Genomic DNA, 15,082 nt, shown 5'->3' with positions numbered 1-15,082 from the left:
GAAATGTGTTGTCTTCCGTATCGGAACAACCGACACGGATTTTGATAAAGCCCACTATTCTATTCGTAGCGCTTGCAGTAGTGCAGCCTGATTTGGCACGCTCCTTGGTTGTTGCTTCCCCGTTAAGCCAGGTGTCAGCCTGTTTTAAAGATCCGGTCTTGAAAATGCCTGATGCCTGTCAAAGATTGGGTCAGGCCTGCAGGGTAAACTGGCCGCTGTATTTGCGTTATCTCATGTCAACAGGAAACAACTCAATGTTCACAAAAATTTCTGCGTTGGTTGCGGTCATTGCCTTGACGGGCAGCGGGGCAGCCTTGGCCGCTCATCATGGTCATCATCACGGTCAAGGGGTGTAGTCGCGCCCGCAACCGATACCACGTCAATGCCGGTCGCAAAGGGTGTCTCGGCGCAAGGGTGCTGGGTTCGCCTGTTGCCTGCGCCTGCGCCATCGGCGGGTTACTTTGTTCTGAAGAACGATTCGCCCAACGCGGTTAACCTGGTCGCTGCGGCTGCGCCGCAAGATTACGGCATGCTGATGGTGCATCAAACCCGTCACGAAAACGGCATGAGCCGTATGGCCATGGTTGACAAGGTTGCTGTCCCTGCCGGTGGTCAGCTTGAGTTCAAACCGGGCGGTTATCACATTATGCTCGAGCAACCCAGGCGCGACGTGACGGTCGGTGAAACAATCCAGGTCGATCTGGCGCTTGAATCGGGTGAAAAGGTTGTTGCCAGCTGCGAGGTCAAGCCGGCGGGTAACATGCCCGGTAAAGGGCATATGGGGCATTAGGCCCTGGCACGCGACAGCAGGCGCTAGTTGTCCAGAAACTCCAGGACTTTTGACAGTAGGCGCTAGTTGTTCAGAAACTCCAGGACTTTTCTGTTGAAGCTCTTGGGGTTTGCCAGGTTCATGCCATGCGAAGCCATGGCAATCGTATCACGACGGGCTTGCCCGATATGTTTTTCCAGCACGTCCATGATCTGGCTGTAGCGAGGCGGGCTTTGTTGCCCGCCCAGTAACAGCACCGGGCATTTGATGGCTGAAAACGGTTGTGGGTCGTGGTCTGCGTCTGCTTCATGGGCTTGCGACAACAGCGTGCGCGCGTTATCGCGAACCATGCTCTTGAACCAGCCGGTCATTCGCCGCCATGTGTCTGCGCCGCTGACAGCGTCAATAAACGTGGCCAGACCGTCTTCATCGTTTCCGAGCGAAATAGCCTCGGCAGCCCTGAGCAGAAACTCGCGGTTATGACCGACACCGGCAAGGTTCATGCCCGGATCGGCCAGCACCAGAGCCCGAACGGCATCGGGTGCCTGCAAGGCGATTTCCAGGGCCACATGCGCGCCTCGTGAATGTCCAATCACATTGACCGGCTGGTCCGGATGTGTTGCCTGGATCAGTCCGATCAGGTCTGCGGCGTGCTGCCCGACCGAGAAGCGTTTGTCGGGCGCAGACGTCAATGACGCATTGGGCCAGTAGCCCCGCAGGCTGGGGGCGAGTATCTTGCCGTATTCACCCAGGGCCGCCATTTGCCAACGCCAATACCGGTAGTCGCACAGTGAACCGTGTACCAGCAGTGTGGTTTGGCCAAACCCATAGTCCAAAAATGACAGTGACGTGCTGTCATTGAGTGTGAACAGACTTTCGGGTAAATCGAGTGCCGGCATGGGTTACTGAAGCAGAGTCAGGCGGTCTTGCGCCGTTCTGGCGGCTTTGCTTTGCGGATAGTTTTTGACAATGGATTGCAGACTGGTTTTTGCCCCTGCAAGGTCATTGAGTTCGATCTGCGCTGCGGCAACGATCAGCAGGGCATCAGGTGCGCGTTCGCTGTCGGGGTGGTTTTGTACCAAGGTTTGCAGTGCCGGAATGGTGGCCTTGAAGTCTTTTGCGGCGTACAGACTGCTGCCCTGGTAGAAACCGGCTTCGGCGGCGAGTTCACTGCCGGGGTATTGGGTCAGGAACGTCCGGAAACCATCGGCGGCTTCTTTGTATTTGCCTTCACGGAATTTCGCCATGGGGGCGTTGAAGGCCATTTGTTCTTGCGGGTTGCTGACCTGTGTGGCAGCATTTTGCCCCAGCGTGTTGCCATTCTTGAGATCAAGTTCGAAACGCATCCGTTCGATTTCACCTCGCATGTTGGTCACTTCGCTGCGCAGTGTGTCAAGCTGGTCGGCCAGCAGCAGGCGCGCCTGGCGATTTTGTTCGGTCAGGTTGCGAACTTGCTCGCGTAATTCCAGGATGGCACGACGAGCCTCGTCGTCGGCGAAGGCCTGGGCCGGGGCCGCAGCGGTCAGTGTGGCCATCAGCATGGCGGGCAGGGCAAGGCGGCGCAGCAGGGTGCAGTTGCTTTCATACGGAATCCCATTCAAATGAAAACGCCGCAGCGGTGACCCGCCACGGCGTTCAGGCACAGCAGATTATGCCAAAAAATCAACGCTGGTAGTTGATGTCTGCGCGACGGTTTTCGGCGTAGTCGGCTTCGGTATTGCCAAGCGCTTTTGGACGCTCTTTACCAAAGCTGATGGTTTCGATCTGGTCGGGGCGAACACCCATCAAAGTCATCATGCGGGCTACCGCGTCGGAACGACGCTGACCCAGGGCCAGGTTGTATTCCGCACCGCCGCGGGCGTCGGCGTTACCTTCAATGCGAATGCGCTGCTGGCTGTTGCTGGTCAGGTATGACGAGTGCATCTCAACAACGCTGCGGTACTGCTCAGGTACGGTGTAGCTGTCAAACTCGAAGTACACCGAGCGTTGCTGGGCCAGCGGGCTTTGCGGGTTGAACGGATCCATGACCATACCGGTTGTGCCACCGGTACCAGTGCCGGTACCACTACCGGCCTGCTGGTCTAGCGGTACAGAGCTGCAAGCTGCCAGAGCGGCAGTCAGGGCAGCAACACTTAATGTCTTGGTAATGCGCGAGCTCATTTAAGTTCCTTTAGAAAAAGCATCACACTGAAAAATGGGTTGGGAAAAACTATTCGGTAAACGGGCCCCAGGTCGGTTCGCGGACTTTGCCATCGAGCGTGGAAAGCGTTTGTCGAACCCGGCCATCAATTGAAACAACAGCAAGAACGCCCCGGCCACCCTGGACGGCGCTGTATAGCACCTGCATGCCGTTTGGAGCGAAACTGGGCGATTGGTCGTCAGGACCGGCGGTCAGCAGCTGTTCCGCACCTGTCGTCATATTTTGCAGTGCAATACGGTAAGCACCGTCTCTACGGGTAACGTACACCAAACTGCCATCGTCGGGCGACAGCGCTGGTGAGATGTTGTAACTTCCGTTAAAAGTTATACGACGTGCCTCACCACCGGCAACCGGTACGCGGTAGATTTGCGGGTTGCCACTGCGATCACTCGTAAATACGATAGACGCGCCATCTGCCGAAAAGTGTGGTTCGGTGTCAATCAGTGGCGAACGCATGACCCGGCGTAAACCCGATCCGTCATCATTGATGATATAGATTTGCGAGATGCCGTCACGCGACAAGGCGATGGCCAGCTGGTTTCCGGCGGGCGACCAGGCCGGCGCACTATTGTTACCCTTGAAATTGGCCAGCGGCAGGCGTTGTCCGGTTGCCAGCGTCTGGACATAGACAACAGGTTTCCCAAGCTCAAAGCTGACGTAGGCCAGCTTCTTACCGTCGGGTGACCAGGCGGGTGAAATGATGGAGTGTTTCGAGCGCAGCATGACCTGCGGGTTCTGGCCGTCGGCGTCTGCAATTTGTAACTCATAGACGTCGCCTTTTTGCACGACATAGGCCAGTCGTGTTGAAAAACGCCACGAACGCCAGTGATCTTTTCATAGATACGGTCGGCAATACGGTGCGCAATACGGCGCAATTCACGCTCGTTGCCGGCAAAGGCGACACCATCAAGTTCGGTTTTACGGACGGTGTCGGCAAGGCGGTACGTTACGGTGTACTGTCCGCCGGCCTCTGTGATGGAACCGTATGCCATGAAGTCGGCACCCCGGGTACGCCATTCGTCGTGAGCGAGTGGGCTGTCTGCGCCCATCGAGGCACCGGTTGCATTGATCAGGCTGAATTGTCCCGAACGCGTCAGGTCGGCCCGGATGACTTCCGCGACGTTCTGGCCTTGTGGACTGCCCTGGAAATTGGCAACGGCAATCGGATACTGCGTGGCGCCAACACCTGAAATATCGACGCGAAGTTGTGCGCCAGCCGGTGCGGCCAGGGTCAGGCTGGCGAGTAAAGCCAGTCCGCACGCCTGTAATCGCCGGAAGCTCCTTGCGACAGTGTTTGCGAAGGTGACACGAGTCATTTCGACTATCTCCTGTGGGTCGTGCTATTGATCATACATATAGTAGTAACCGTCGATATACGGCGGATACTTGCCCGAAGGCGGCCTTGGGAATGGGTCGCAACCACGCACGCCGTTTTCAACGGCGCGGTCGAAGCCCTGAATGCCTGATGAGCGGCGGATTTCGACCTCACGTACGCGACCTTCAGGGGTGAGCATAACGCGGAATTGAACCGTTGGGTTGGCCCCCGCCCGGGGCGGTATCGGGTAGGTGACGCGGGGTTTGACGCAGGCCCTGACCAAGGCGCCATACCCGCTGTCGTTGCCGCCGCCACCGGCCTGATTGCGATCTGCCGTACCCCCGGAATGCCGGCTGCGCCCAGTGCATCACCACGCATGGCCTGACGGATGGCATCGCGTTTGGCTGCATCTTCTTTGGCCTTTTTCTCTGCAGCGGCCTTTTTGGCCGCGTCTTCCTTGGCTTTCTTCTCGGCAGCGGCTTTTTCGCAGCCTCTTCTTTGGCTTTGCGTTCAGCGTCTTCTTTTGCTTTTGCTCAGCCGCCTTACGTGCGGCTTCTTCTTTCGCCTTGCGTTGTGCTTCTTCCTTGGCTTTTTGTTCTGCGGCTTTGCGCTCAGCGTCTTCTTTCGCTTTGCGTTCCGCCTGCTCTTTGGCCTTACGATCGGCCTCTTCTTTCGCTTTGCGTTCAGCCTCTTCTTTGGCTTTCTTCTCGGCAGCCGCCTTCTTGGCGGCCTCTTCCTTGACTTTGCGTTCGGCTTCCTGGCGGGCCAGTAATTCTCGACGTTGCTGCTCTTCTTTCTCGAGGCGTGCTTTTCAAGCGCAATCTCGGGATCGATTTGCGGCTGTGGTTCGGGTGAGGGAGCCGGTGCTACAGGAGCCGGTGGCTCGGGTGCCGGAGGTGGTTCCGGAGCAGGTAAGGGCTCAGGTTCAGGTTCGGGAGCGGGAGTTCTCTCGGGTTCGGGTGTCGGTTCGGGAACAGGTGCGGGTTCGGGAGCGTCTTCGACAGAGGCCTCTTCTTGCGGCTCTTGGACCGCGTTCGGGGAAACGCCATCGGCCCACAGCTCGACCTGTACCGGCGCGGGCGTACGTGGCGCGGATGTCAACATGCCGACCAGCAAGACAAGTACCAGTGCCAAGTGCGCTGAAATGGCGAAAATGAAACCGCGACGCTCGTCGAGCTGTTCTGGCGATTGGTGCACTGACCGGGACCCAAACCACTTCATCATGAGTGTGCTGTCATTTGCGTGAGATGTCGCTGGTGCCGCTCTGGTCAACCAGAAGGCCCAGACGGGTGATGCCGCTGCTACGTAACTTGTCCATGATTTCCATGACTTTCTCGTAGGGCACTTTGCCATCGGCGGCGATGACGACCGGCGTCTCGACAGTAATGCGTGCGCGTACTGTGTCGATCAGTGCGTCAGGCGCCACGGGTTCAAACTCAGAGCCGGCACTGCGCGAGCGCAAGGAAAGAGCGCCTTTTTCATCGATTTGAACCTCGAGCGGTTGAGCAGGGACTTCGGCGGCCTGACCAACGGTAGGAAGCTCGATGAGGCCTGGGGTAATCATGGGCGCGGTCACCATGAAGATAACCAGCAGAACGAGCATGACGTCGATGTAGGGCACTACGTTGATTTCGTTCTTGAGCTTGCGCCCTGAGCGCCCCGAGTGACTGCGATTTGAAGGCATCAGCGCACCTGGCGTTGCAGAATATTAAGGAACTCGTCAATGAAACTGTCGAACCGGATTGACAGACGGTCGATCTCGTTGGTGTAGCGGTTATACGCGACAACTGCGGGGATCGCCGCGAACAGGCCGATGGCGGTAGCGATCAGGGCTTCGGCAATCCCGGGGGCGACGGCGGCCAACGTGGCTTGTTGCATGCCCGACAGCCCGAGAAAGGCGTGCATGATGCCCCAAACTGTGCCAAGAAGCCCAATGTATGGGCTGACAGACCCGGCCGAGGCCAAAAAGTTCAAATGTGACTCCAGGCTGTCCATTTCGCGCTGGTAGGTTGCTCGCATGGCTCTGCGTGGACCATCCAGCAGGGCATCGCCGCTGCCACTGACACGTCGTGCCTTGATGAACTCAGTCATGCCTGCGTCAAAGATGCGAGCCAGCGCGCCATAGTCGGCGGGGCTTGCAGATACCGATTTTTGCAAGGCTGTCAGATCGCCGCCCGCCCAGAAGTCATCTTCAAAAAGGCGGGTTTGTTCATGTGCCCGTTTCAGTGCAGAGCGCTTGCTGAAAATGTACGTCCAGGACAAAACGGAGATGCCCACCAGAATGAGCATGACAATCTGTACCGGGATACTGGCATCAAGAATGAGCGAGACGATAGACAGGTCGCTTGAGGGCTGCATGGTTATTCCTGAACCTTTTCCAATAATGATTTAAGTTCGTGAGGTAGTGCTGCGGGGCGCAGTGTTTCAGCGTCCACGCAACAGATCTGGATGTTCCCCTCGCACAGGCGTTGTCCGTCAAGGGTTGCGTATTGAAAGAAGTCGATTGACGCCCGCCCCAGACGGGTGATTTCGCTGTGAATCGTCAGCAAGTCATCAAGCCGTGCTGGCTTGATGTATCGGGTGTCGAGTTGCTTCACAACGAAAATCCGCCGTTCACGTGTGGCCAGATCGGACTGGTCAACGCCAAGATTTCGCAACCACTCGGTACGGCCACGCTCGAAGAACTTGAGATAGTTGGCGTAAAAGACAACGCCACCAGCGTCGGTGTCTTCGTAATAAACGCGAACGGCTAACGTTGAGTGCACGTTGTTTGAATCAAGGGGTTGGGGTGCGCGATTTTAACTGTTCCAGAACGTAGGCTGAGGCGTCTTCAACCTTTATTTTTTCGGCTTCAGTTTGCCGGCGGTCCTGGTACTCGATAATGCCTTCTTTCAGGCCGCGATCGCCAATGGTGAGACGCAACGGAACGCCAATAAGTTCCCATTCCGCAAACATCACACCCGGACGAATGTCGCGGTCGTCGATAATGACGTCAACGCCCTGTGAAAGCAAGTCTTGATACACTTGTTCAGCGGTGTTGCGAACCGTTTCACTTTTGGTCCATCCCATGGGGCAAATGACCACCTGGAAGGGGCGATGCCCACGGGCCAGATAATCCCTCGCTCGTCATGGTTTTGTTCGATGGCGGCTGCAGCAATGCGGCTGACGCCAATGCCGTAACAACCCATTTGCATGATGGCCGGTTTGCCGTCGGTTTCCAGGAATGTAGCGTTCAGGGCTTTTGAATACTTGTCGCCCAGGAAAAAGACGTGGCCAACCTCAATGCCGCGCTGGATTGCCAGTGTGCCGCCATTCGGGTCGGGGTCGCCTGCGACAACATTGCGAAGGTCTGCAACCTGCGCTTCAGCCAGGTCTCGTCCCCAGTTGACGCCATCGAGGTGGAAGCCATCTTCGTTGGCGCCGCAAATGAAATCATGCATATTGGCAACGGTGGTGTCGGCAATGACAGTGACATCTTTTTGGTGCCGACCGGGCCCAGGTAGCCCGGTGAGCAGCCGAATGTCGAGCGGATCTCATCGTCTGTGGCGAAACGGTAACCTTGGTCCAGGCCGGGCAGTTTGCCTGTCTTGACTTCATTCAGTTCATGGTCGGCACGGATCAGCAAGACGAAAATTCGGGCAGGCTTGTCTTCAGCGGGTTCGGTAGCCAGAACGATTGACTTGACGGCATCGGTCAGCGGACGACCCATCAGGGTCACCACGTCTTCGCATTTGGTCATGTCGGGCGTGGCGACCTTGGTCATTGCCCTGGAGGCGGGCGACCGGCTTGCGATCAGGCAGGGTGCTTCGGCCAGTTCGATGTTGGCTGCGTATTGCGAATCGGGGTTGTACACGATCAGGTCTTCACCGGTGTTCGCGATGACCTGAAACTCGTGGCTGCGTGACCCGCCAATAGACCCGGTGTCTGCGGCAACAGCCCGAAAAACCAGACCCAGCCGGTTGAAAATTCTCATGTACGCATCGTACATGTTGTCGTAGCTGGCTTGTGCGCTCGCTTCGTCCCGGTCGAAAGAATAGGCGTCTTTCATGGTGAATTCACGCCCGCGCATCAGGCCAAAGCGCGGGCGACGCTCGTCCCGGAATTTGGTCTGGATATGATAGAAATTCACGGGTAATTGACGCCAGCTATGGATCTCGTTCCGGGCGATATCGGTCACCACTTCTTCAGAGGTCGGTTGCAGTACGAAGTCGCGCTGGTGGCGGTCTTTGATGCGCAGCAGTTCAGGGCCGTATTCCGACAGTCGTCCCGATTCATCCCAGAGCTCAGCCGGTTGCACCATGGGCATCAATAGCTCGACGGCGCCGGCACGATCCATTTCTTCACGAATGATGGCTTCAATTTTTTCAGAACCCGAAGGCCCAGAGGCATGTAGGTGTAAATGCCGCCCGCCAGCTTGCGGATCATGCCGGCCCGTGTCATTAACTGATGGCTGATGACTTCGGCTTCGGTGGGGGCTTCTTTCAGGGTGTTGAGGTGGTACTTGGATGCGCGCATGGTGAGGATCTCTGCAGATACGTATAATCGGAGTAATTGTATTAAATTCGTTATTGAGGTGGCCTATGTTAGACCGTGAAGGCTACCGTCCTAATGTCGGCATTATCCTCGTTAATCAAAAAAACGAGGTATTTTGGGGTAAACGCATTCGCGAGCATTCCTGGCAATTTCCGCAGGGTGGTATCAAGTACGGTGAAAGTCCGGTACAGGCCATGTACCGCGAGCTTCGTGAAGAAGTGGGTTTGTTACCAGAGCATGTCCGCATATTGGGGCGCACACGTAATTGGTTACGTTACAACGTGCCGAATGAATTCATTCGGCGCGATTCCAGGGGTGTACAAGGGGCAAAAGCAAATCTGGTTTTTGTTGCGTTTGGTTGGCCGCGATTCTGATGTTTGCCTTCGGGCAACACGTCACCCCGAGTTCGATGCCTGGCGCTGGAGTCACTATTGGGTTCCTCTCGATGCTGTCATCGAGTTCAAAAGAGACGTCTACACCCAGGCGCTGAACGAACTGGCGGGCATTTTATTCCGGCGAGGTGTCGATCGCCGGTTTTTACGTCAGCGGCAGGGCGTTGCCCGAACCGTTTGTAATCCTGCCGCAACCGGGTTGCAAGCCACAGACCCCGAACACATCGACACAGGCAGCGACAACGCCAATATTCGAAGTTTGGTCTGACGGGTGTCAGGGGCGCTGGAAGCGGGCGATAAGGCTCGACGTGTCCCAGCGCCCGCCACCCATTTTCTGTACTTCGGCGTAAAACTGGTCAATCAGGGCTGTCGTTGGCAGGCTGGCGCCGTTACGTCGAGCTTCATCCAGTACCAGGCCCAGGTCTTTACGCATCCAGTCAACAGCGAAGCCGAAGTCGAACTCTTGTTTGCTCATGGTGTGTCCCCGATGTTCCATTTGCCAGCTTTGCGCAGCGCCTTTGCTGATGACTGACAAGACGTTATCGATATCCAGCCCTGCCGTCTGTCCGAAGGCAATTGCTTCGGCCAGCCCTTGCAGCACGCCGGCAACGCAGATCTGGTTCACCATTTTGCACAGTTGTCCGGCTCCGCTGTTGCCCATATGGGTCACAGCACGCGCATAGGCGCCCATCACCGGTGCCGACGCTTCAAAGTCAGAAGCTGATCCGCCGCACATGATCGTCAGTGCACCGTTTACAGCGCCAGCCTGTCCCCCGGACACAGGCGCATCAATGAAACTCAGCCCGCAACGCTTGGCGGTATCGGACAGCTCGCGTGCAACTTCAGCAGATGTCGTGGTGTGGTCGACGTAGACTGCGCCTGCCGGCATCCCGGCAAATGCGCCGTTGTCTCCCAGGACCACACTACGTAAATCGTCGTCATTGCCGACACAGCTGAAAACGAAATCGGCATTGTGTGCGGCAGCTTTGGGTGTATCTGCCAGGGCGTGACCAAACTCGTTGACCCAGCGCGATGCCTTGTCGGATGTCCGGTTGTATACCGTTACATTGTGACCTGCCCGTGCCAGATGTGCGGCCATGGGATACCCCATGACGCCCAGCCCGATAAAGGCAATTTTTCGGCGTGGTACCGGTTCGTAGTGACGAGCGGCAATCGCTGCAGACATGTCTGGCTCCTTCGCGTATTTGTGTCGATGGCGGGTCAATATCGGTTATTCTAACGATTCCATCAAACCCTGTTGTGGGCCTCTTTCATCGAAAGCGCCTGCGGCTTACCATATTGCCATGTTGCAAGACCTAGAATTTTTAGAAGCCCGGGTGGGGCAGCTTGTCGAGCTGGCCCGCCAGCTCCAGTCCAGGCACGATGCGCTCGCCCAGCGTGTTGCCTTGGTTGAACAAGAGCGTGACGCATTGCTCGAGCAGCTTGTGCAACAAGAGTCCGAATACAAAGATGTCGCGGCCCAGGCCACCCGGCATCGTGTCGAAATGGACGCCTTGCGTGCGCAATCCGAAGCTGCCTTGCAGCAGTTGCGTCAGCAGTCCGAGCAAACCGAAGTCCGTTTGCGGGCTGCGGCGGCCACTGAAGTGGCTCACCTGAAAGAACAAATCGAGCGCCAGCATGCCGAGCACGAGACTGCCCGTCAGCGTCTTCTTGCCAGCCAGTCCGAATCGTCTCGCTTGCGTCAGGTTGCCGAGGCGGCGTGTCAACGTATTGATGCTGTTCTCATCCGCTTGCCGGGTGCCTCCCAGGAGTAATCAGTCATGGAACGTGTAGATGTTTCTATTTTGGGTCGCGATTACTCGATGGCCTGCGAATCTTCTGAAAAAGAAGCGTTATTGGCCGCAGTCAGACTGGTTGACCAACGCATGCTGGGTATCAAAGGCTCTGGTAAAATTACCGGCAATGAACGTATCGCGGTAATGGCTGCAATCCAGATTGCCGCAGAATTTCTCGCCATGCGTTCCCCTGATGGTCCGCTTGGGCAGGTTGCTGTCGGTGAATTCAGGCAGCGTCTTGAAAACATGCATCGTCAGCTTGATCTCGTTTTGCCCGAAGCAACTGCCACGGGCAGTTTGTTGTAAAAGAATTCGGGCTGTTCCGGCAGCGTTTTTCATACGTTGTCAGTTTTGGCCCAACCCGTTGTCCCTGCAGTGTTCGTGACTTGACCTTACATTTCTTGAACCAATGCTTATGGCATTAGGTTGCCCGATTGACAGGCCGGAGTGAACATCTTAACTGATGATCCCGAAGTTTGACTGAAAGCGACCACCTTGAACCCTCGGTTCCAGGATGCCGGTCTTGACGGCACAGGCGGGGCATTTATCTCGCAGGCCCGCCCATTGGCGGGCCTTTTTTCTGGAGCCTGTTATGCAGATAGCCTTTTTTAAAGCACGTCGTAATTTATTGGCGGCGGCTGTTATCGGCGTGTTTGGCGTTTTCGGGGTGGTGCCTGTGTCAGCCCAGGGCCAGTCGCCCGTTGCTGAAACAGCTTATCCGTTGCTCACCCAGTCGCCCATTGCAACGCTTTCTGCTTCGGCAACATCGCAGGTTGAGCAGGATACGGTTCGCGTCACACTCAGCACCCAGGTCGATGACGCCAGTCGTGAAAAGGTCAGTGCAAATCTTGATCGTGTGCTGGAAAGCGTCCTGAAACAGGCGCGTGCCGAGGGGCGAGTCAAGGCCTCATCGGGTAACTATCGTGTGTGGCCCGTGCATGCTGACGACGGAAAAATCAAAGGCTGGCAGGGGCGTGCAGATATTCTGATTGAGTCTTCTGATTTCAGCGTGGCCTCTGTGCTGGCAGGGCAGCTGTCAGATCGAATGGGTATCAGCAACCTGTATTTCTTTGTATCAACGGCAGCTCGTGAGGCGACAGAGGCCGCGTTGCTTGATCAAGCCGCAAAAGCGTTTGTTCAACGTGCGCAATCAACAGCAAAAGCCTTTGGTTATCATGGGTTTCGCATTAAAGAGCTGGCGTTGGATGGCGGTGGTGCCGATTATGCGCCGATGCCTCGCATGATGCTGGCTGGCGCGGCTGAAAAAACCAGCCCCCGCTTGAAGGGGGCTCTGAAAACATTACGGTTTCTGTGCGTGGGTCGGTGTATTTGTTGCCCGAAAGTAAATGAGTAGTCCTATCGCGATCATGGGCAGCGAAAGCAGTTGCCCCATGGTCAATGAGCCGAGCACTGGTCCCAGAAACGCATCGGGTTCGCGTGTATATTCAACCAGGAAACGGAACAAGCCGTAGCCGATCAGAAAGACCGCACTAACTTGTCCGGTTGCGCGGGGTTTGCGCGCGAACAACCACACCAGGGCAAACAGCACGATACCCTCAAGTGCCATTTCGTAAAGCTGGGAAGGATGTCGCGCCAGCCCGTCACCCAGGGTCGGGAATATCATCCCCCAGGGCAGGTCGGTCGGGCGTCCCCAAAGCTCGGCATTGATGAAATTGCCCAAACGACCGGTGGCCAGACCGAGCGGTATCATGGGTGCGATAAAGTCCCCCAATTCAAGCAGTGTTTTCTTTTTTGATGTGCCAGCACCAACAGCACAATGATGACCCCGACCAATCCGCCATGAAATGACATTCCGCCTTGCCACAGGTAGAAAATTTCCATGGGGTTCTGCAGGTATTCGGCAGGTTTGTAGAATAAAACGTACCCGAGGCGGCCACCGGCAATGACGCCGATAACGCCATAGAAGATAATATCCTCAAGATCGCGCAGGGTCAGGTCGGTTTTGCTGTTGTTGATGCGCCAGCGTCCGGCCAGCCATACAAGGGCAAAACCAGCCAGGTACATCAAGCCATACCAATGAATTGCAATGGGCCCGATTTGAAGGGCTACAGGGTCGAACTGTGGATGAACAAGCATGGAAAACCGCCTTTTATTCCGTGGTGTTTTTTTGAAACTGTTGGATGATACCGTTAACGCGTTGAGTTAACTGTTTGGAAGTAATCGTTTTTTTCAGGTTTAGCATGTATTTTCGCATTGCAGCCCTTGCGACAGGGCTGGTTGTCTTCTCGCAGGGCGTTATCGCACAAACCGTGGGCCTCGAGTTGGCGCAAGCCAATAACTGCATCAGCTGCCATCGGGTCGACTCCGCCGAAGGGCGCAAGCGATTGGGCCCGGATTTCGACGTCATCGCCAAGCGTTACAACGGCAGTGCGGCGACAGTGCCCTATCTGGCAACGAAAATCAGAGGCGGTTCACGTGGGAGTTGGGGGCGGTGCCCATGCCCGCGCAGTCCCATGTGTCTGAAGAAGATGCCGAACAACTGGCGGCGTGGGTTCTGGCCTTGGCGACCGATGTTGATGCCAAGGTCGGGGCGGCGTTAGCGTTGCCCGGTCAGTCCCCTGGCCCCGCTTCTGTGGTTAACGCGGCTTCTACGGCCCAATAGCTTTTTGGGTTAACCGGTCATTACTTTAACGGTCGATCAATGTTGTGGCGGTTGGGTCGGCCAGTGTCGGAGCACATCATGAGTCAGTCAGTTAACAACCATACGTCGGAAAGTGGGCCTGTAAATACCGGCGTTCAAGAACAAGCGAATACAGGTCTTCAAGAGCAAGCCGTTCTGGGTGGGGGTGTTTTTGGTGCACCGAATCAGTCTTTCAGTCATTGCAGGGTGTTCTGAATGTAGAGCCGGGCTATACCGGTGGGCATGTCGATAACCCTTCGTATGAAGCCGTCTGCGAAAAAAATACTGGGCATATCGAAGTCGTGCGAGTGACGTTTGATCCAGCGCTCATTACTTACGAAACAATCTTGCGCGTTTTTTTGCAACGCACGACCCTACTACGCCTGATCAGCAGGGTAACGACATCGGGCCCCAGTATGCATCGGCTATTTTTTGGCAATCAGAGGTCCAGCGCCAGGTCGCAGAGCATGTCATGGCTGAAGTCCAGCAGCAGTTGGGACAGACGGTTGTCACTCATTTGTTGCCTTCCGCGCATTTTTGGGTCGCTGAGACATATCATCACAACTATTACGCCCGCAATCCTTATCAGGGCTACTGTCAATTTGTGATTGCGCCCAAGTTGGCAAAATTACGAAAATACTATGCAGATCTGCTTCGTTCTCTATAGGCACATCACTGCTACGTTTACAGAACCTGCCCTGGGCTGAAGCCGTACTGTCACCCTATGGGAAAAGTCATGGGTTTGGTGAAAATCCATGATCTCTCTATAAAAGCTGCAACTGTACGGAAAGCTTTTTGATGCGTAAGACGGGGCCTGTAAATGAAGCTGCCTGAATAAGAAGGTGTTTGTAAATAGGGTGCTCGACTAGGAAGGTGCCTGTATAAGCCTGAAAGGGCGCTTGTATCAATCTTGATAGATAGTGCACGCAGTACTAAAGTCTCAGGTCCTGACCTTGGTGCAGGGCGGTTTTAGAATTATTTTCATAATTTTTGATTATTTTTGCGTTATGACTTGCACGGCGTAAAAAACTCGTGCTATAGTTCGGCCTCTTTGCAGCACAACACCTTCGGGTTAACCCTTAAGCGGGTCGAAACGAAGTCCGGTTTACCGGGTAGTTCAGGTTTGTTAAACGCGTTTGTTTCAAACAAATTAACGTCAGGCAAATGTGTTCTAATGGCGTTGTGAAGTAAAGCGAAGCGGGACGATACAGTGTGGTTTTTCGTCGCAGCGCAGTTGGCCGGTTCAGGCGGTTCTGGGTTCAGAATGGTTTGGGTGTCAGGTTCAGCGGCGTGGTCAGCGGGTTTTGAGGTTTCGAAAGTTTTTAGGTTTTTAAAAATTTTTGAAAAAATCTTCAAAACGAGTTGACAGCGATAAAAAACTGGTTCATAATCTCGTTTCTTCGCTGATCAAACAGATCAATGAAACGCAGCAAGGC

At 55.5% G+C, this 15,082-nt stretch carries 17 protein-coding genes, 1 other RNA gene and 6 pseudogenes; 12 read left to right on the top strand and 12 right to left on the bottom strand.

The genetic code is table 11. The features are described 5' to 3' along the window. The first annotated feature begins 8 nt into the window (after positions 1–8). Both N7E01_RS03390 and N7E01_RS03385 read left to right on the top strand, forming a co-directional pair. Complete coding sequence (locus N7E01_RS03390; protein WP_289174625.1) at positions 9–356, top strand: hypothetical protein; 348 nt, start codon at positions 9–11, stop codon at positions 354–356. A 26-nt stretch (positions 357–382) separates the two neighbouring features. Then, entirely contained in the window at positions 383–790 is a 408-nt protein-coding gene (locus N7E01_RS03385; protein ID WP_289174624.1) for a copper chaperone PCu(A)C, read from the top strand. 62 nt (positions 791–852) lie between these two features. On the opposite strand, the gene N7E01_RS03380 is transcribed toward N7E01_RS03385, so the two are convergent. From N7E01_RS03380 to N7E01_RS03360, 5 genes and pseudogenes are all read right to left on the bottom strand, one after another. Beyond that, a complete protein-coding gene (locus tag N7E01_RS03380; protein ID WP_289174623.1) occupies positions 853–1,668 on the bottom strand; it encodes an alpha/beta fold hydrolase in 816 nt (271 codons plus the stop codon). Between the two features lie 3 nt (positions 1,669–1,671). Beyond that, entirely contained in the window at positions 1,672–2,310 is a 639-nt protein-coding gene (ybgF, locus tag N7E01_RS03375) for a tol-pal system protein YbgF (protein ID WP_434089573.1), read from the bottom strand. 121 nt (positions 2,311–2,431) lie between these two features. Next, entirely contained in the window at positions 2,432–2,929 is a 498-nt protein-coding gene (pal, locus tag N7E01_RS03370) for a peptidoglycan-associated lipoprotein Pal (RefSeq protein WP_289174621.1), read from the bottom strand. A 49-nt stretch (positions 2,930–2,978) separates the two neighbouring features. Continuing rightward, positions 2,979–4,285: pseudogene (gene tolB / locus N7E01_RS03365) on the bottom strand (Tol-Pal system beta propeller repeat protein TolB). A 24-nt stretch (positions 4,286–4,309) separates the two neighbouring features. Then, positions 4,310–4,567: a TonB family protein gene (locus N7E01_RS03360; protein WP_289174620.1), complete on the bottom strand. Its 258-nt coding sequence runs from the start codon at positions 4,565–4,567 to the stop codon at positions 4,310–4,312. A gap of 117 nt (positions 4,568–4,684) precedes the next feature. Here N7E01_RS03360 and N7E01_RS03355 point away from each other — a divergent pair, with 117 nt between their 5' ends. Next, complete coding sequence (locus tag N7E01_RS03355; protein ID WP_289174619.1) at positions 4,685–5,056, top strand: hypothetical protein; 372 nt, start codon at positions 4,685–4,687, stop codon at positions 5,054–5,056. A gap of 462 nt (positions 5,057–5,518) precedes the next feature. On the opposite strand, the gene tolR is transcribed toward N7E01_RS03355, so the two are convergent. From tolR to N7E01_RS03335, 4 genes and pseudogenes are all read right to left on the bottom strand, one after another. Beyond that, positions 5,519–5,968 carry a protein TolR gene (gene tolR, locus N7E01_RS03350; protein ID WP_289174618.1) on the bottom strand — a complete coding sequence of 150 codons (450 nt, stop codon included), beginning with the start codon at positions 5,966–5,968 and terminating at the stop codon, positions 5,519–5,521. After that, positions 5,968–6,642 (bottom strand): protein TolQ, encoded by a 675-nt coding sequence (gene tolQ, locus N7E01_RS03345; protein WP_289174617.1) that lies wholly within the window; start codon positions 6,640–6,642, stop codon positions 5,968–5,970. Before tolQ ends, tolR begins: the two co-directional genes overlap by 1 nt. Positions 6,643–6,644: 2 nt before the next feature. Beyond that, complete coding sequence (gene ybgC, locus N7E01_RS03340) at positions 6,645–7,049, bottom strand: tol-pal system-associated acyl-CoA thioesterase (protein ID WP_289174616.1); 405 nt, start codon at positions 7,047–7,049, stop codon at positions 6,645–6,647. A gap of 10 nt (positions 7,050–7,059) precedes the next feature. Then, a pseudogene (locus tag N7E01_RS03335) lies at positions 7,060–8,799 on the bottom strand (proline--tRNA ligase). A gap of 65 nt (positions 8,800–8,864) precedes the next feature. On the opposite strand from N7E01_RS03335, the pseudogene N7E01_RS03330 reads away from it, so the two are divergent. Beyond that, positions 8,865–9,477, top strand: a pseudogene (locus N7E01_RS03330) (RNA pyrophosphohydrolase). Positions 9,478–9,483: 6 nt separating this feature from the next. Here N7E01_RS03330 and N7E01_RS03325 read toward each other — a convergent pair. After that, entirely contained in the window at positions 9,484–10,395 is a 912-nt protein-coding gene (locus tag N7E01_RS03325) for an NAD(P)-dependent oxidoreductase (RefSeq protein ID WP_289174615.1), read from the bottom strand. 118 nt (positions 10,396–10,513) lie between these two features. Here N7E01_RS03325 and N7E01_RS03320 point away from each other — a divergent pair, with 118 nt between their 5' ends. The 4 genes from N7E01_RS03320 (at position 10,514) to N7E01_RS03305 (ending at position 12,359) form a co-directional block, all read left to right on the top strand. Further along, positions 10,514–10,984 carry a hypothetical protein gene (locus N7E01_RS03320; protein WP_289174614.1) on the top strand — a complete coding sequence of 157 codons (471 nt, stop codon included), beginning with the start codon at positions 10,514–10,516 and terminating at the stop codon, positions 10,982–10,984. A 6-nt stretch (positions 10,985–10,990) separates the two neighbouring features. Continuing rightward, positions 10,991–11,311: a cell division protein ZapA gene (locus tag N7E01_RS03315; protein WP_289174613.1), complete on the top strand. Its 321-nt coding sequence runs from the start codon at positions 10,991–10,993 to the stop codon at positions 11,309–11,311. Positions 11,312–11,369: 58 nt separating this feature from the next. Beyond that, positions 11,370–11,551: non-coding RNA, 6S RNA (gene ssrS, locus N7E01_RS03310), on the top strand. A 46-nt stretch (positions 11,552–11,597) separates the two neighbouring features. After that, positions 11,598–12,359, top strand: a complete 762-nt coding sequence (locus N7E01_RS03305; RefSeq protein WP_289174612.1) for an SIMPL domain-containing protein — start codon at positions 11,598–11,600, stop codon at positions 12,357–12,359. On the opposite strand, the pseudogene lgt reads toward N7E01_RS03305, so the two are convergent. Continuing rightward, positions 12,306–13,102: pseudogene (lgt, locus tag N7E01_RS03300) on the bottom strand (prolipoprotein diacylglyceryl transferase). The gene N7E01_RS03305 and the pseudogene lgt overlap by 54 nt on opposite strands. A 104-nt stretch (positions 13,103–13,206) precedes the next feature. Here lgt and N7E01_RS18320 point away from each other — a divergent pair. The 4 genes and pseudogenes from N7E01_RS18320 to N7E01_RS03285 all read left to right on the top strand — a co-directional run. Beyond that, positions 13,207–13,389 (top strand): annotated as a pseudogene (locus tag N7E01_RS18320) (c-type cytochrome); the annotation flags it as partial. A gap of 74 nt (positions 13,390–13,463) precedes the next feature. Continuing rightward, entirely contained in the window at positions 13,464–13,628 is a 165-nt protein-coding gene (locus N7E01_RS18315) for a c-type cytochrome (RefSeq protein WP_350495058.1), read from the top strand. A gap of 78 nt (positions 13,629–13,706) precedes the next feature. Continuing rightward, positions 13,707–13,862 (top strand): hypothetical protein, encoded by a 156-nt coding sequence (locus N7E01_RS03290; RefSeq protein ID WP_289174611.1) that lies wholly within the window; start codon positions 13,707–13,709, stop codon positions 13,860–13,862. Next, positions 13,847–14,313, top strand: a pseudogene (locus tag N7E01_RS03285) (peptide-methionine (S)-S-oxide reductase). Before N7E01_RS03290 ends, N7E01_RS03285 begins: the two are co-directional and overlap by 16 nt. 368 nt (positions 14,314–14,681) lie before the next feature. Here the strand turns inward: N7E01_RS03285 and N7E01_RS03280 are convergent. Then, positions 14,682–15,002, bottom strand: coding sequence for a hypothetical protein (locus tag N7E01_RS03280; RefSeq protein ID WP_289174610.1), 321 nt, complete (start codon positions 15,000–15,002; stop codon positions 14,682–14,684). Positions 15,003–15,082: the final 80 nt, after the last annotated feature.

Origin of the sequence: Neopusillimonas aromaticivorans, from assembly GCF_030344915.1 — a bacterium.
GTDB classification, from domain to species: domain Bacteria; phylum Pseudomonadota; class Gammaproteobacteria; order Burkholderiales; family Burkholderiaceae_B; genus Neopusillimonas; species Neopusillimonas aromaticivorans.
Note: the sequence above shows the minus strand (reverse complement) of the source record. Positions and strands in the feature narration are given on the sequence as shown.

What these genes read in the sequence shown, in the direction of transcription:
- tolR (WP_289174618.1), bottom strand. Translation starts at nt 5,968, where the DNA reads ATGCCTTCAAATCGCAGTCACTCGGGGCGCTCAGGGCGCAAGCTCAAG.
- ybgF (WP_434089573.1), bottom strand. Translation starts at nt 2,310, where the DNA reads ATGCTGATGGCCACACTGACCGCTGCGGCCCCGGCCCAGGCCTTCGCC.
- pal (WP_289174621.1), bottom strand. Translation starts at nt 2,929, where the DNA reads ATGAGCTCGCGCATTACCAAGACATTAAGTGTTGCTGCCCTGACTGCC.
- N7E01_RS03385 (WP_289174624.1), top strand. Translation starts at nt 383, where the DNA reads ATGCCGGTCGCAAAGGGTGTCTCGGCGCAAGGGTGCTGGGTTCGCCTG.
- N7E01_RS03380 (WP_289174623.1), bottom strand. Translation starts at nt 1,668, where the DNA reads ATGCCGGCACTCGATTTACCCGAAAGTCTGTTCACACTCAATGACAGC.
- N7E01_RS03325 (WP_289174615.1), bottom strand. Translation starts at nt 10,395, where the DNA reads ATGTCTGCAGCGATTGCCGCTCGTCACTACGAACCGGTACCACGCCGA.
- N7E01_RS03290 (WP_289174611.1), top strand. Translation starts at nt 13,707, where the DNA reads ATGAGTCAGTCAGTTAACAACCATACGTCGGAAAGTGGGCCTGTAAAT.
- tolQ (WP_289174617.1), bottom strand. Translation starts at nt 6,642, where the DNA reads ATGCAGCCCTCAAGCGACCTGTCTATCGTCTCGCTCATTCTTGATGCC.
- N7E01_RS03305 (WP_289174612.1), top strand. Translation starts at nt 11,598, where the DNA reads ATGCAGATAGCCTTTTTTAAAGCACGTCGTAATTTATTGGCGGCGGCT.
- N7E01_RS18315 (WP_350495058.1), top strand. Translation starts at nt 13,464, where the DNA reads ATGCCCGCGCAGTCCCATGTGTCTGAAGAAGATGCCGAACAACTGGCG.
- N7E01_RS03320 (WP_289174614.1), top strand. Translation starts at nt 10,514, where the DNA reads ATGTTGCAAGACCTAGAATTTTTAGAAGCCCGGGTGGGGCAGCTTGTC.
- N7E01_RS03315 (WP_289174613.1), top strand. Translation starts at nt 10,991, where the DNA reads ATGGAACGTGTAGATGTTTCTATTTTGGGTCGCGATTACTCGATGGCC.